11 protein-coding genes and 1 CRISPR repeat array (1 of these 12 cut by a window edge) are annotated in these 15,132 nt (G+C 69.5%); of the genes, 7 read left to right on the forward strand and 4 right to left on the reverse strand.

Going from position 1 to position 15,132, the window contains the following annotated elements; translation table 11 throughout:
* A CRISPR array of direct repeats spans positions 1-555; the repeat unit is 28 nt; unit sequence GTGGTCCCCGCCCGCGCGGGGGTTGTCC (it extends 327 nt beyond the left edge of the window).
* 99 nt (positions 556-654) lie between these two features.
* Positions 655-1,200: a YceI family protein gene (locus AC0Z36_RS10405; RefSeq protein ID WP_485462474.1), complete on the reverse strand. Its 546-nt coding sequence runs from the start codon at positions 1,198-1,200 to the stop codon at positions 655-657.
* Positions 1,201-1,369: 169 nt separating this feature from the next.
* Here AC0Z36_RS10405 and AC0Z36_RS10410 point away from each other — a divergent pair, with 169 nt between their 5' ends.
* Positions 1,370-1,666, forward strand: a complete 297-nt coding sequence (locus AC0Z36_RS10410) for a Dabb family protein (RefSeq protein ID WP_485462475.1) — start codon at positions 1,370-1,372, stop codon at positions 1,664-1,666.
* A gap of 202 nt (positions 1,667-1,868) precedes the next feature.
* Here the strand turns inward: AC0Z36_RS10410 and AC0Z36_RS10415 are convergent, their stop codons facing one another.
* A complete protein-coding gene (locus AC0Z36_RS10415) occupies positions 1,869-4,238 on the reverse strand; it encodes a transketolase-like TK C-terminal-containing protein (protein ID WP_485462476.1) in 2,370 nt (789 codons plus the stop codon).
* A gap of 283 nt (positions 4,239-4,521) precedes the next feature.
* Between AC0Z36_RS10415 and pta the strand changes: the two genes are divergently transcribed.
* From pta to AC0Z36_RS10430, 3 genes are all read left to right on the forward strand, one after another.
* Complete coding sequence (pta, locus tag AC0Z36_RS10420; RefSeq protein WP_485462477.1) at positions 4,522-6,597, forward strand: phosphate acetyltransferase; 2,076 nt, start codon at positions 4,522-4,524, stop codon at positions 6,595-6,597.
* A gap of 111 nt (positions 6,598-6,708) precedes the next feature.
* Positions 6,709-7,917: an acetate kinase gene (locus AC0Z36_RS10425; RefSeq protein ID WP_485462478.1), complete on the forward strand. Its 1,209-nt coding sequence runs from the start codon at positions 6,709-6,711 to the stop codon at positions 7,915-7,917.
* A 165-nt stretch (positions 7,918-8,082) separates the two neighbouring features.
* Positions 8,083-8,889 (forward strand): VWA domain-containing protein, encoded by an 807-nt coding sequence (locus AC0Z36_RS10430; RefSeq protein WP_485462479.1) that lies wholly within the window; start codon positions 8,083-8,085, stop codon positions 8,887-8,889.
* 163 nt (positions 8,890-9,052) lie between these two features.
* On the opposite strand, the gene AC0Z36_RS10435 is transcribed toward AC0Z36_RS10430, so the two are convergent.
* Positions 9,053-9,709, reverse strand: a complete 657-nt coding sequence (locus AC0Z36_RS10435; RefSeq protein WP_485462480.1) for a GNAT family N-acetyltransferase — start codon at positions 9,707-9,709, stop codon at positions 9,053-9,055.
* 89 nt (positions 9,710-9,798) lie between these two features.
* Here AC0Z36_RS10435 and AC0Z36_RS10440 point away from each other — a divergent pair, with 89 nt between their 5' ends.
* Together AC0Z36_RS10440 and AC0Z36_RS10445 are read left to right on the forward strand one after the other, a co-directional pair.
* A complete protein-coding gene (locus AC0Z36_RS10440; RefSeq protein WP_485462481.1) occupies positions 9,799-11,145 on the forward strand; it encodes a replication-associated recombination protein A in 1,347 nt (448 codons plus the stop codon).
* 374 nt (positions 11,146-11,519) lie between these two features.
* Positions 11,520-13,391: a DNA/RNA helicase domain-containing protein gene (locus tag AC0Z36_RS10445; RefSeq protein WP_485462482.1), complete on the forward strand. Its 1,872-nt coding sequence runs from the start codon at positions 11,520-11,522 to the stop codon at positions 13,389-13,391.
* Positions 13,392-13,560: 169 nt separating this feature from the next.
* On the opposite strand, the gene AC0Z36_RS10450 is transcribed toward AC0Z36_RS10445, so the two are convergent.
* A complete protein-coding gene (locus tag AC0Z36_RS10450) occupies positions 13,561-14,298 on the reverse strand; it encodes a hypothetical protein (protein WP_485462483.1) in 738 nt (245 codons plus the stop codon).
* A 109-nt stretch (positions 14,299-14,407) separates the two neighbouring features.
* On the opposite strand from AC0Z36_RS10450, the gene AC0Z36_RS10455 reads away from it, so the two are divergent.
* Entirely contained in the window at positions 14,408-15,124 is a 717-nt protein-coding gene (locus tag AC0Z36_RS10455; protein ID WP_485462484.1) for a GntR family transcriptional regulator, read from the forward strand.
* Positions 15,125-15,132 lie beyond the last annotated feature (8 nt).

Consider the following 15,132-nt stretch of genomic DNA (forward strand, 5'->3'; position numbering starts at 1 on the left):
TTGTCCCACCACCTGCACCAGCGTGCGCAGCATCCTACGGTGGTCCCCGCCCGCGCGGGGGTTGTCCCCCCGTCCGTGTGCCGGTGAACATCGGCGGCGAGTGGTCCCCGCCCGCGCGGGGGTTGTCCCTCGCCAAGCTGAAGAAGGCGTACGCCGACCTGGTGGTCCCCGCCCGCGCGGGGGTTGTCCTAGTCCTGGTATCTGCGAGTGTCAGTGAGTCAGGTGGTCCCCGCCCGCGCGGGGGTTGTCCCCACTGGGACAAGGCCATCGAGACCCACGCCTCGTGGTCCCCGCCCGCGCGGGGGTTGTCCCGGGCCGACAAGTACCAGACCGAGGCGGACAAGGTGGTCCCCGCCCGCGCGGGGGTTGTCCTGAGCGGGCCGGACCACCCGTCAGGCCCGTCGGGTGGTCCCCGCCCGCGCGGGGGTTGTCCCTGCTCTCCGTCCACCTGGACCAGTCCGGTCCCGTGGTCCCCGCCCGCGCGGGGGTTGTCCCTGGGTGCCGGTCAGGACCAGGGCCTGGTCGACGTGGTCCCCGCCCGCGCGGGGGTTGTCCCCACCCCAAACCGACGCGTAGCAACCCCGTACGACAGCTGCCCTCTGCTTGCGTCGCGCGCAAGCAGAGGGCAGCTGATCAAGAAGAAGTGAACAGGCCTCAGGCCTGCTGCGCCTCGATCTCCAGGGTGATCGTGATCTTCTCGCCGATCGCCGCGCCGGCCGGGCCGCCGGTGATTTCGAAGTCGCTGCGGTTGATCGTCGTGCTGGCCGAGAAGCCCGCGAGCGGCTTGCCGTCCATGCCCTGGCCGAAGCCGTTGATCTCCAGCTCCAGGGTGGCGGGCTTGGTGATGCCGCGCAGTGTCAGCTCGCCGTCGACCTGGAACACGGACTCCGACTCGGCGCGGATCCCGGTCGAGGTGAAGCTCATCGTCGGGTGGGCCTCGACGTCAAGGAAGTCAGCGCCGCGGACGTGCCCGTCGCGCATCTCGTTGCCCGAGTTCAGCGATGCGGTCCGGATGGTCGCGGTGACCGTCGACTCGAGGGGGTTCTCGGCTGTGGTGATCGCGCCGTCGAAGCCGTCGAAGCGTCCGCGGGATTTGCCGATGCCGAGGTGACGCACGGAGTAGGCGATGTCGGAGTGGACCGAGTCGATGTTCCAGGTGCCGGTGAGGTACCCGGGCGGCGTTGCGGTCTGAGTGGTCATGCGGACATCCTCAAGTGTGGTGGTGTACGGGTAGTTGAGCTCGCAGTAAACGTAGCAATCAATCATTGAGAGTTCAACTATTTGTTGGCGGGATCTTCCACTGGTTGATCCCGGCGGCCCGGGTACGCTGCGGTTTTATCGTTTGCACCAGTTCCAGGAGGTCCACAAAGTGCTCACCCATACCGTCCTGTTCCGCTTCGCCGAGCCCGCGGACGCGCCCAAGGCCAAGGAACTTCTGGAGTCGCTGGTCGGCAAAGTGCCGCAGATCCTCAGCCTCGACGCCGCGCTGGACAAGGACCTGGGCGCGGAGGGTGCCGGCGACGCGCGGTTCCACCTGCGCCTGACGACCACGCACGGGGACGTCGCGGGCCTTGACGGCTACCAGGTGCACCCGGAGCACGAAGAGGTCGCGCAGTGGATCCGCGCCCGGGTCTCGGCGCGGGCCGTGGTCGACTCGGTGGCGTAGCGGAGGGAGGCGGGGCCGTCGCAATCGCACGGGAAGGCCGGCCTGCGCACCGTCCAGCGACCATGTGCGGGCCCTGGCCGCACCGACGTCCTGATCCAGTGACGGATGATCCCGACGGTCGCGATCATCCGTCACCGGATCACCACCGCCGCAACGCCGACCTCCGGCATCCGGCTTCGCGCATGATCCCGGCTGACGCGCCCTACAGTGACAGCGCCGCCAGCGCCCCGTTCACGATCGACCCCGGCAGCAGGTCGTGCGCCCCGTACAGGTCCTGGATGGTCCCGGTCTGCCCGAACGAGTCCACCCCCAGGGGAACGCACGGCACGCCGAGCGCCGAACCCAGCCACGCCAGCGCGTGCGACGACGCGTCGTGCACGGTGACGATCGGCGCGCGGTCGGGGAACGCGGCGCGCAGCGCGCCGGGGACCGACGGTGTCGTCGCAGTCCGCACGCCCTGACGCAGCGTGCGCCGCCATGCCGAGTACAGCCGGTCGGCGCTGGTCAGGTCGACCACGTGCGCGGCGATGCCCTCGGCGCGCAACTCCTCGGCGGCGGCCAGGGTTTCGGGCAGCATCGCGCCGCAGGTGGCGAGGTGGACGACGGGCGCGTCCGTCAGGCCGGTGGCCTCGGACAGTCGGTACGCACCGGCCAGCACCTGACGGCGGAGCACCGCGTCACCCAGCCGGGCCCGCGCCGCCTCGAACGGGGCCTGGTCGATCGGACGGGTCGTCAGGCGGAAGTAGTACGCGCCGTTGTCGGGGTCGGCGCCCGCGTCGGGGCCGGACGCGATCCGGCCCACCGCGTCACACAGCAGCCAGTCGAGGGCGGTCGCGTACGCGGGTTCCAGGTACGTCGTGTTCGGGAGTTCCAGCCCGATCGACGCGGTGATGGTCGACTGGTGCGCCCCGCCCTCGGGCGCGAGCGTCACGCCGGACGGCGTGCCCGCGATGATGAAACGCGACCCGGAGTAGACCGCGTGGATGAACGCGTCGAGGCCGCGGCACACGAACGGGTCGTACACCGTGCCGATCGGGATCAGCGGCTGCCCGGACAGGTCCCCGGCCAGGCCCAGCTGACCCAGCAGCAGGAACAGGTTCATCTCGGAGATGCCCAGCTCGATGTGCTGGCCTCCGGGGCTCTCCACCCACTTCAGCGCCCCGTCGGGGGACCACGCGCGGCGCTTCTCGGGTGCGAACACCCCGGTGCGGTTGATGAATCCGGCGAGGTTGGTCGATGTCGCCACGTCCGGCGCGGTCGTGACGAGGTACGGGGCCACCGCGGGGTCGCGTGACAGGTCCACGAGCACCCGCCCGAACGCCTCCTGCGTCGACATCGGCTTGTGGACGCGCTGCTCCGTCGTGGTCGGCACGGCGACCCCCAGCGGGCCCGGAACCGGCCTGCGTGCCAGGAGTTCACGCCGCTGCCCGGCGAGGACGCCCTCGGGGGAAGCCGGGTCGAAGCGGTCCCATTCAGTCGCGCCGGACAAGCCCGTCACCGTACGGAATTCATCGATCTGATCGGCCGTCAGCAAGGCTGAGTGGTTGCGCGGGTTGCCCGCGGTGGGCAGGCCCCAGCCCTTGACCGTGTAGGCGAAGACGACTGACGGGCGGTCAGTGACCGCGTCGCACTGCTCATACGCCGTCAGCATCGCGGCCAGGTCGTGCCCGCCCAAGTCCGTGACCAGCGACGTCAGTTCGGCGTCCGACAGGGACGCCACGGCGTCGGCTACGCCGACGTGCGCACCTTCGAGGAATCGCGTACGGACGTCTCCCGGCGCGAGGCCGAACAGTGACTGGTACTGCTCGTTGGGCATCGCGTCCAGCCATGCCCGCAGCTCGAAGCCGCCGGGCAGCGTGAACGCGTGCTGCAGCCTGCGGCCGTACTTCACCTCGACCACATGCCAGCCGGCCGCCTCGAACTGTCCGCGCCACTGGTTGATCCTGATGCCAGGAACCACCCGGTCGAGCGACTGCCGGTTGAAGTCCACCAGCCACATCACATTGCCCAGGCCCTGGGTGGCCGGGTCGGCGATCGCCTCCCAGATGTTGCCCTCGTCCAGCTCCGCGTCACCGAGCAGCGCGACGAACCGGGAGGCGGGGCGCGCACCGAAGTGCGCGTCCACGTAGCGCCTGGCCGTCGCGGCGAACAGCGGCGCGGCCGGGCCCAGGCCCACCGAGCCGGTGGAGAAGTCGATGTACTCGCGGTCCGGGTCCTTCGTCCGCGACGGGTACGACTGGAGTCCGCCGAAGGCGCGCAGCGTCGTCAGGTAGGAGCGGTCCAGGTTGCCCAGGAGGTACTGGATCGCGTGGAACACCGGTGAGGCGTGCGGCTTGACGCTGACCTTGTCGGGGTTGTCCAGGTGCGCGAACCACAGCGCGGTCATCGCCGTGACCAGCGAGGCGCTGGAGGCCTGATGCCCGCCGACTTTGATGCCGTCGGCGCCGGGGCGGTCGTGGTTGGCGCTGTCCACGATGCGGGTGGCCAGCCACAGCACCCGGCGCTGGACCGCGTCGAGGACGGCGGGGTCGATGCCGCGCAGCGCGGCGGGGTGGTCCACGGCGGTGGTCATGTGTCTCCTCAACGGACCGGGCCGGACACGTCGGTGGATCCGGTGCACCCAGGTCAGCGCGGTAGAACAGTACAACGGACGGTTGGCCTGCCCGGATGGCCGCGGAAGCCGCAGCGGACTGTTGGTTCTCCGTAGGCCCCTGATGCCTCCCTTATCGGGCAAACCGGATATTCTGGCCATGATTTCCCAACGATCTTGCCCGGTGCTCCTGTGCGGCGGTGCATCATCACCCGTACGGCCGCTCTCCCGCGGCCGATCGCTTCGGCGGAACGGAGAAGCACACGTGGCGCGCACGGTGTACGTGACCGGGACCGGGCGGGGTGACGGCCGGCAGGTCGTCGACCTCGGGGTCATGGAACTGCTCACCCGCAAGATCGACCGAGTGGGGGTCTTCCGGCCCATCGTCCGGGACGCCAGCGGCCACTACCCGCTGCTCGACCTGCTGCGCCGCCGCTACCGCATCGACCTCGACCCCGCGCTCCTGCGCGGGATGACACTCGCCGAAGCCGCCGCCGTGCAGGCCGGGCACGGTACGGAGGAACTCGTCACCCGGCTGGTCCAGTCCTTCCGTACGCTCGAAAAACAGTGCGAAGCGGTCCTGGTCCTGGGCGCGTCGCTCGAATCGGACGCACTCCCCGACGAACTCGCCCTCAACGCCCGGCTCGCCAACGAGTTCGGCGCGCTTGTCCTCCCGGTCGCCGGCGGCCTCGGCAACACCGCCGAGGACGCCGTCGACGAGGCCCGCAACGCCTACCGCGCCTACCGCGACCTGGGCTGCGACGTCGTAGCGGTAGTCGTCAACCGGATCGCCCCGGCCGACGTGCGGACCGTCGCAGACCGGCTCGCCGGACACCAGGGCTTCCCCGCGTACGTCCTGCCCGAAGACCCCTCCCTCTCCGCGCCGACCGTCGCGCAGATGATGGAGGAGATGGGCGGCAGGCTGGTCCTGGGCACCCCCGAAGACCTCGACCGCGACGTCCGCGACCTGGTCTTCGGCGGCGCGACACTGCCCACCTTCCTCACCCACCTCACCGAGAAGTCGCTGGTCGTCGCCCCCGGGGACCGCGCCGACCTGGTCGTCGGCGCACTCGCCGCGCACGCCGCGGGCAAGGTCTCCGTCGCCGGCGTCGTGCTCACCCTCGGCCTGGTGCCCGACGCCGGGGTGCTCGACCTCGCCGGAAAACTCGCACCGGGAGTGCCCGTCGTCTCCGTCGAGGGCGCGTCGATCAGCACCGCGGCCCGGCTCTACACACTGGAGAGCCGGCTCTCCGCCGACAGCCCCCGGAAGATCGACACAGCCCTCGGTCTGTTCGAACGCCACGTCGACACGGCCGACCTGACCCGGCGCATCGAGATCGCCCGCTCCGCGCGTGTCACCCCGCTGATGTTCGAACACCAACTCCTCGAACGGGCCCGCGCCGACCTCCGCCACGTCGTCCTGCCCGAAGGCACGGAGGAACGCATCCTGCGCGCCGCCGAAGTGCTCCTGCGCCGCGGCGTCGTCGGACTCACCCTGCTCGGCCCCGAGGCGGAGATCCGCCGCAGGACCACCGAACTGGGTCTGGAACTCGGCTCCGCCCACATCATCGACCCGGTCACCTCGCCGCTGCGCGAGGAGTTCGCCCGGACGTACGCCGGACTGCGCGCCCACAAGGGCATGACCCTCGCCCAGGCCCGCGACCGGGTCACCGACGTCAACTACTTCGGCACACTGATGGTCCATCAGGGCCTGGCCGACGGCATGGTGAGCGGCTCCGCGCACACCACCGCCGCGACCATCCGCCCCGCGTTCGAAATCATCAAGACGGTCCCGGGGACCTCCGTGGTCTCCAGCGTGTTCTTCATGTGCCTGGCCGAACAGGTGCTCGTGTACGGCGACTGCGCCGTCGTCCCCGACCCGGACGCCGACCAACTCGCCGACATCGCCGCCTCCTCGGCCACGACCGCGGCCCAGTTCGGCGTCGAGCCGCGGGTGGCACTGCTGTCGTACTCCACCGGCGCGTCCGGCAGCGGAGCCGACGTCGACAAGGTCCGCCAGGCCACCGCACTGCTGCGCGAACGCCGCCCGGAACTGCCCGTCGAAGGCCCCATCCAGTACGACGCGGCGGTCGATCCGGGAGTGGCCGCGACCAAACTCCCCGACTCGGTCGTGGCGGGACACGCGACCGTGCTGATCTTCCCGGACCTCAACACCGGTAACAACACCTACAAGGCCGTCCAGCGCTCCGCCGGGGCCATCGCCGTCGGGCCCGTGCTCCAGGGGCTGCGCAAGCCGGTCAACGACCTCTCCCGCGGCGCGCTGGTGCAGGACATCGTCAACACCGTCGCCATCACCGCCATCCAGGCCCAGGACAACTGAGCTCCCGCACCTCTCCCGATTCTCCGCGCCGGTCACGCCCGGAATGCGGTGGAACGATCTTCAACCACAGCATTCCGGGCACGACCGACGAGCGACCGCTGAGGAACTTCCATGAGTGAGAACGAAGCCAGCCGTGTACTGGTGCTGAACGCGGGGTCGTCTTCGCTGAAGTACCAGTTGCTGGATGTGGTGACCGGTGAACGGGTCGCCGGTGGGCTGGTGGAACGCATCGGCGAGGGGGAGTCCCCGTACAAACACACCAGCGGCGGCGACCAGGCCACCGGCAAGGCCGACATCCCCGACCACGCGGCCGCGCTGCGCCTGGTCGCCGACCACCTCGACGCCGAAGGCCACGGACTGTCCTCCCCTGAGCTCGCCGCGATCGGGCACCGCGCCGTCCACGGCGGCACCCGTTTCACCGGGCCGACGCTGATCGACGATCAGGTGCTCGCCGGGATGAAGGACCTCATCCCGCTCGCTCCGCTGCACAACCCCGCCAACATCACCGGCATCGAAGTCGCCCGCGCGCTGCGCCCCGACCTGCCGCAAGTAGCCGTGTTCGACACGGCGTTCCACGCGACGGTCCCCGAGGCGGCGGCCCGCTACGCGATCGACCGGAAGACCGCCGACGAGTACGGGATCCGCCGCTACGGATTCCACGGCACCTCCCACGCGTACGTCTCACGGGAAGCGGCACGGTTGCTCGACCGGCCGCTCGAAGACGTCAACACCATCGTGCTGCACCTGGGCAACGGGGCCAGCGCGACCGCCGTGCGCGGCGGTGTCAGCGTCGAGACCTCCATGGGCCTCACCCCCCTGGAGGGCCTGGTCATGGGCACCCGCTGCGGCGACCTGGACCCGGCCGTCGTCCTGCACCTCCAGCGCACCGCGGGGATGACCGCCGGCGAGGTCGACGACCTGCTCAACAAACGCAGCGGAATGCTCGGCCTGTGCGGCGCGAACGACATGCGCGAGGTCGTCGCCCGCGCCGAGCGCGGAGAACCCGAAGCCGGCCTGGCCGTCGAGGTCTACGTGCACCGGCTGCGCAAATACATCGGTGCCTATTACGCGGTCCTGGGCCGGCTCGACGCCGTCGTCTTCACGGCGGGGGTGGGGGAGAACAACGCCTTCGTACGGGCCGCCGCGCTCGCCGGCCTCGACGCGCTGGGGATCCGGGTGGACCCCGTCCGCAACAGCGCACCCGAACGCGACGCCCGGTTCATCTCCCCGGAGGGCACGCGGGTCGCCGCGGCGGTCATCCCCACCGACGAGGAGTTCGAGATCGCCCGGCAGACGTACGAACTGGTCCGGAAGATGTAGCGAGTACAGGTAGGAAGCAGATGTGAGACGGAGCTGCAGGCGGTAGAGGTAAGACAGAGATCTGCGAACCCGTGTGGTGGAGCGGCCTCCCGACCCCTGCGCTGAGTAGGAGCGGGCGCGTACTGTCGGGTCCTGGCCCGGTCACGCCACAGGGAGGGACCTGACATGCCGTTCTCACTGTTCCGCCGCAAGAAGGAACCACAGGCGCAGGCAGTTGTGGCGCCCCCGCAGCCGCAGTCGCAGGCCGCGCCCAGGACCGGGGGTGCCGGCGTCAGCCTGGAGAAGGTCCAGGCCAGCGCCCCCGGGCTCGTCGACCTGTACAAGAAGGCCGGCGTCAGCCTGGAGAAGAACCGCCTCGCCGGTGTCCGCGCGGCCGTCTACCTGGTCCTCGACCGGTCCGGCAGCATGTCGCGCTTCTACAAGGACGGCAGCGTGCAGGCCCTGGCCGAACGGGTGCTCGCCGCCGCCGCGCACTTCGACGACGACGGCGTTGTGCCGGTGGTCTTCTTCGACACCAACGCGCACGAGGTGCAGGAGATCTCCCTGGAGGACTACCAGGGGCGGATCGCCAGACTGCACAAGAAGCTCGGCCACATGGGGACGACGAACTACACGGCCGCGATGGAAGCTGTCATCAGGCACTACAAGGCGTGCGGGGCCACCGATCCGGCGTACGTCGTCTTCCAGACCGACGGCGCGCCCAACAATCCGAAGGCCGCCGAGAAGGTCCTGTGCAAGGCCGCCGGGCTGCCGATCTTCTGGCAGTTCGTCGGGTTCGGGAAGGACGACTTCGCGTTCCTACACCGGCTCGACGAACTCGAAGCACCCCGGCACCGGGCCGTCGACAACGCCGGGTTCTTCGAAGCCGGAACCGACCCACGCGGGATGCCCGACGAGCGACTGTTCGACAACCTGATGATCGAGTTCCCGGAGTGGCTGGAGTCGGCGAAGCGCGCCGGAGTGCTGCGCTGACGGAGGTTCAGAACTGCTGTGCGGTAAGGAAGTCCACCTGACGCGCGGGTGATCCGTACGCGAATTGTTTCCTGCGGGCCGGCGTGCGGAAGCCCGCACAGTGAAGTCGGGACAACAGATCCTGTGCGCAAGACCCCGCGCGACAAAGCCCGCGCACGGCGTCCTACCGGACGAACGCGGCGTTCATGCGCGGGCTGTCGTCGCGGTAACCCAGCCGGGTGTAGAGCCGGTGGGCGACCTCGTTGGCCGCGCCCACGCCGAGCGTGCACACGCCCGCCTCCGTCACCGCCCGGCGCGTCAGGTAGGCCGTCACCGCCGCTCCCAGACCTTGCCCCCGGGCGCGGGTGGCAGTGGTGATCGAGGCCAGGTGCGGCACGTCCGGATTGGGGTAGTACGACGTGGACGCCGCACAGGCCAGCAACGTGCCGTCGTCGTCCCGCACCCCCGCCCAGAGCTTCACCCGCGGATCACCGGGCGCGAGCGTGTGGCCGGGGTTGTGCTCGGCCAGGAACCGATTCAGCTCTTCCGGGTCCAGGAGTTCCCGTACGCGGTCCTCGCCCGCAGCGTCTCCCGGCACCGCAGTCGTCCACCGCCAGTTCCACGGGTCGAAGCCGGTCAGTTTCACGTGCTCGGGGAGGTGCTCGGGGAGGTGCTCGACGGCGCTGCGGGCAATCGTGCAACCGGCGGGGAGCTCCGGCAGCTCCCGCACCGCCGCAGTGATCAGCACGGCGGCCTGCGCAGGGTCGCCCAGGGCGTACAGCCAGCCGCTCTGCGGGTCCCGGTCGGTGCGGAAGCACACCGCCGCGCCGGTGGCCCACATGTGCCCGGTAGTGAGCTGCGGCGGCAACTGGAAGCACAGGGCAGGAGCGGCCCGCCCGACTGTCCCACCCCCGGTCTAAGCTCGATCACGTGGACCCCGACGATCTCTTCACCGCAGCGGCCGAGGAACGCCAGGCCAAGGACCCGACCCTCGCGCCCCTGGCCGTACGCATGCGCCCACGCAGCGTGGACGAGGTCGTCGGCCAGCAGCACCTGCTCGGCGAGGGCTCCCCGCTGCGCCGCCTCACGTCCCCGTCCAACAAGGTCACCGCCCCCGCGTCGGTGATCCTCTGGGGGCCGCCGGGCACCGGGAAGACGACGATGGCGTACGTGGTCTCCCATACGACAGGGCGTCGTTTTGTCGAGCTTTCCGCGATCACCGCGGGTGTGAAGGAGGTCCGCGCCGTCGTCGAAGGCGCGAAGCGGGCGTCCGGGATGCACGGCCAGGAGACGGTGCTCTTCCTCGACGAGATCCACCGCTTCTCCAAAGCGCAGCAGGACTCCCTCCTGCCGGCCGTCGAGAACCGCTGGATCACACTGATCGCGGCGACCACGGAGAACCCGTACTTCTCGATCATCAGTCCGCTCCTGTCCCGGTCGCTCCTGCTGACCCTTGAGGCGCTGACCGAGGACGACCTGCGGAAGCTGATCGCGCGGGCGCTGACCGACGAGCGCGGGCTCGGCGGGCGGGTGACCCTCGACGCGGACGCCGAAGAGCACCTGCTGCGGGTGGCCGGGGGAGACGCGCGCCGCGCGCTCACCGCACTGGAGGCGGGCGCGGGCTCGGCGGTCGACAAGGGAGAAGCGTCGATCACCCTGGAGACGCTGGAGTCCGCGGTCAACAAGGCGGCCGTACGGTACGACCGCGACGGTGACCAGCACTACGACGTGACCAGTGCGTTCATCAAGTCCATCCGCGGGTCGGACGTCGACGCCGCGCTGCACTACCTGGCCCGGATGATCGAAGCGGGGGAGGACGCCCGGTTCATCGCGCGTCGGCTGATGATCTCCGCGAGCGAGGACATCGGCCTGGCCGATCCGGGCGCGCTGCCACTGGCCGTCGCGGCGGCCCAGGCCGTCGCGCTGATCGGCTTCCCCGAGGCGCAACTGACGCTTTCTCACGTGACTATCGCGCTGGCGCTGGCACCGAAGTCGAACACGGCGACGCTGGCGATCGGCGCGGCGCTGGCAGACGTCCGGGCGGGAAAGGCGGGGATGGTCCCGCCGCACCTGCGCGACGCGCACTACGGCGGCGCTTCGAAGCTGGGCCACGGCAAGGGGTACACCTACCCGCACGATGTCGAAGGCGCGGTGGCCGCACAGCAGTACGCACCGGACGAGGTCCACGGCGCGCGTTACTACAACCCGACGCGATACGGGGCGGAGGCGCGGTACGCGGACATCGCGGACTGGGTGCGGGGGAAGCTGGAAGGCTGAAGGACCTGCGCGCTCTTGCGCAGATCCCTCTCGCCGTGAATTCACCCCGGCGCTCCGCCGGTGACCGGTTGCGAGGCCCCTGGCTGCGAGGGGCTGCTCCCCTGCGTGTCCGAGGCTGCGAGTGCCTGCCTTCCCGCAGCTGCGGCCGGCACCGAGGGTCTGCCTGAGGAACGGGATCCCGGGTCGGTCGAACGTTTCTGACGTTAGGTCACCGACTTCTGCCGTGAAGGCGATCTTTCTGCACCTCGTTGTCGGCCTGGCGGGTTAAGGTTCTGACGACCTGATGCGGCCCGCCGGACTTCCCTTCACGGATATGTCCCCACCCGCACGAGATACCTCGTGCTGCCCTGGGGAAGTCCGTGACGTTGTTGCGCATGTCTGCGCGCGCCCTTGCCGAAGAAGCTGTGGCCGGAACCATCGGGGCCCGCTTGAGTGAGCAGTACTGGTTCGCCTTCGGGCACCGGGTAGGTGAAAGTGAATACCGCTCCTGGGAGAACAGTCTTCGTGTCCTTGCCCAGGACCTGCTCGACGCCGGGCTCGACGCAGTGGAAGTCCTGGCTGAGTACCGATTCCCGTGGGCCAGCTACCGGGCTGATGCAGTATTGGCGGGAGTCGACCCGAAGACGGGAGCGGACTCGTACGTAGTCATTGAACTCAAGCAGTGGAGTCAGGCGGAGGCGGTACCCGACGCGGAGGACTTGTGTACGGTCTCCGGGACGGGGTTCCGGGCGCTACTGCATCCGGTCAAGCAGGTGCAGCGCTACTGCGAATACCTGGTCGACTTCACCGCTGCTCTCGACGGTCGGGGAGAGTCGGTGGCAGGTGCGGCCTATCTGCACAACGCGACCCGGTTCGGTATCGACACGCTGTACGACCTCGAACAGGACGCGTACGGACGGCTGTTCGCCGGTGATGAGCGCGGAGCCTTCCAGGAGTTCCTGAAGTCCCGGCTGGCGGCGGGTTCCGGCGCGGCTGCCGCGGACCGGCTCCAGGCCAGCAAGGTTGCGCCCAGCCGCCCGCTCATGGCTGTCGCGGCCGAAGAGATCAAGAACCGTGAGCAGTTCATCCTGCTGGACGAGCAGCAGGTCGCGTACTCGCTTGTGCTGCGGGCGGTGGAGAAGGCCAAGCAGTCCGACCACAAAGAGGTCATCGTCGTCAGCGGCGGGCCGGGTTCCGGCAAGAGCGTGATCGCGCTCTCAGTGCTCGGCGAAATGTTCCGGCGCGGCTACAGCGCTGTACACGCCACCGGGTCGAAGTCCTTCACTACGACCCTGCGGAAGACTGCGGGGAGCGGCAGTACCCGGGTGCAGTCGCTCTTCAAGTACTTCAACACGTTCGCTCAAACGGAGCCGAACAGCCTCGATGTGATCATCTGCGACGAAGCGCACCGCATCCGGGAGACGTCCAACAATAGGTTCACCCCGGCGTCGAAGCGTAGTGGCAAGCGGCAGATCGAGGAACTCCTCGACGTGGCCCGGGTTCCCGTCTTTCTCCTAGACGAACACCAGGTCGTACGCCCCGGCGAGATGGGCAGCCGGGCCGAGATCGACGCGGCGGCCGCCGCCAGGGGATTGACTGTTCGTCATGTCAGTCTCGACGGCCAGTTCAGGCTCGGTGGCAGCCGTGCGTACGAACAGTGGGTGCTGCGGCTCCTGGGCCTGGCGAAAGGTGGTCCGATGACCTGGCCGGGTGATGAGCGCTTCGACGTCCGGATCGCGGAGAGTCCCCAGGAGCTGGAGGCGCTGTTGAACAGCAAGCAGCAGGCCGGGTACGTCGCGCGGATGACAGCGGGGTTCTGCTGGCCCTGGAGCGACCCGACTAAGGACGGACGGTTGATTGAAGACGTCGCGATCGAACAAGCCGACTGGCGTAGGCCGTGGAACGTCAAGGGCGAGCGTGGCGTGGGGGGCTTCCCCGCGTCCTCGCTGTGGGCTACCGACCCGACGGGGTTCGGCCAGGTAGGTTGCATCTACACCGCGCAGGGGTTCGAGTACGACTGGAACGGTGTGATCTTCGGCCCCGACATGGTGTGGCGGGGCGACGGCTGGGTCGGCGTCCGCGAGGAGAGTAAGGATTCCGTGGTCGCGAAGGCCCCCGATGCCGAATTTCTGGCGCTGGTCCGGAACACCTACAAGGTCCTGCTGACCCGTGGGATGGTTGGCACGGTCCTGTACTCCACCGACCCTGAGACGCAAGCGAAATTGCGCGAACTGGTGCGCGGGGACAAGTTGGTGGCTGCCGGGTAGTGGTGACGTGCGGACCGGCCCGGCATGGGCCGCATACCGAAGTCGACGACCTCATTGATCCGCGACGACCCCTCGGACCAGTGAGGTCGTCCATCTTGCGTACGTGCGAACGGCCGGGTGCGTCCTGCCCTGAACGCACCCGGCTCGTTCCCCCTGCCCCGTACGGCGGCTACGCCGCGCAGTCCGCCAGCGCGCGCAGTACCGGCTCGGCGGAGCCGAGTCTCGCGCGCCCGTCCGCACCCGGGCGCGGGGCGCGCAGCCACCATGTGCTCGTGTGGTCACCGGTGTTGGGGCACCACAGCCACCCGCCCGGACCCAGCCGCCGCAGCAGCGTTGCCGGTACGGGCGCGCCGCCGGGCGGCTGACCGGTCGTCACGAGGAAGTGCACGCGGTCGCTGTTGGTCTCCAGGACCGGCCCCGACCAGTGGGGCGTGCGCAGGTCCAGGAGGTCGAGCGCGCGGCGGCCGTTGCCGCTGTCGGTGACCAGTGAGTCGACCCGGTCGCCCAGGCGCAGGCAGGCCAGTCCGGTGTGCACCAGCCGGTCCAGCTGGGTCTGTCCGGCGATGTCGGTCATTTCGTCGGCGAAGAGCTCCGCGCAGGTGTACCGTCCGGTGTCGGAAGGGTCTGCGGCGGGCCAGCAGCGGGGGACTTCGACCCACAGGACGGTGCTGCCGTCCAGGTCGGTGGACGCCCCCCAGCGGGCGTGACCGCGCATCAGGTCGTGGATGCGGTCCATCAGTTCGGGCCCCGTCCCGTGCGCCAGCGGCAGCTCGAAGCGGCGGGTTCCGTCCTGCCCCCGCAGTTGCAGCACCGGGCACTGCGCGACCTCCTCCAGCGCCCGCTGGAGGTAGGCGGCGGCCCGGTCGGCCTGCCACTCCCGGAGTGCCGGAGTGTCGTTCCTTTTCATGCCATCCCCTGTACGTTCGTTTCAGCGATGGATATGCAAACTACTCCGTGTGACTATGTTGTCTCAACCTGTAAGTGAAATTTCCATCGAGAGAATTCGTGAGGTTGCCATGCCCGAGGGCTCCCAGGCTGCATATCTGCAGGTGGCCGATGACCTGCGGCGCCGGATGGACGAGGGGGAACTGCCGCCCGGCGCCCGCCTGCCGAGTCGTTCCGAGTTGTCGAAGGCGTACGGGTTCACCGAAGCCATCTGCCGACAGGCCGTCAGACTCCTGGTCGCGGAAGGACTCCTCGTCGCCCAACAGGGCGACGCCACGTACGTCCGCATCCCTGAGCTGCACAAACAGCTCCACCGCATCCCCGGCGAGCCGGACAACGACCTGCCCTTCCGGGCCGAGTCCGCGACCGATATCGCCTCCGAGGACATCGCAGGACGACTGGCCGTCAAGGCCGGGGACCCGGTGATGCGCACCGAATACGTCTACCTCGACGGCCGTCGCGGCGTACGTATCGTGCACAGCTGGGAACCGATGGAGATCACCGGCCGCCACACGGTCGTCCTGCCCGAAGCCGGGCCGCACGGAAGGCTCGGCGTGGCCAAGCGCATGGCCCTGATCGACGTGGACGTGACCCGTGTCCGCGAGGTCGTCCGGGCCCGCAACGCGACGTTCGACGAGGCCCGCAGACTGGAGATTCCGCAGGCCGCGACGGTTATGGCGATCCAGCGCACCCACCTGGACAAGGCCGGCAGACCGGTCGAGACCGCCGACATCGTGGTCCCGGCAGACCGCTGGGAGGTCGTCTACGACACCCAGGTCCCACGCTGACGGGCGAC

Source organism: Kitasatospora sp. UYEF31, from assembly GCF_057291755.1.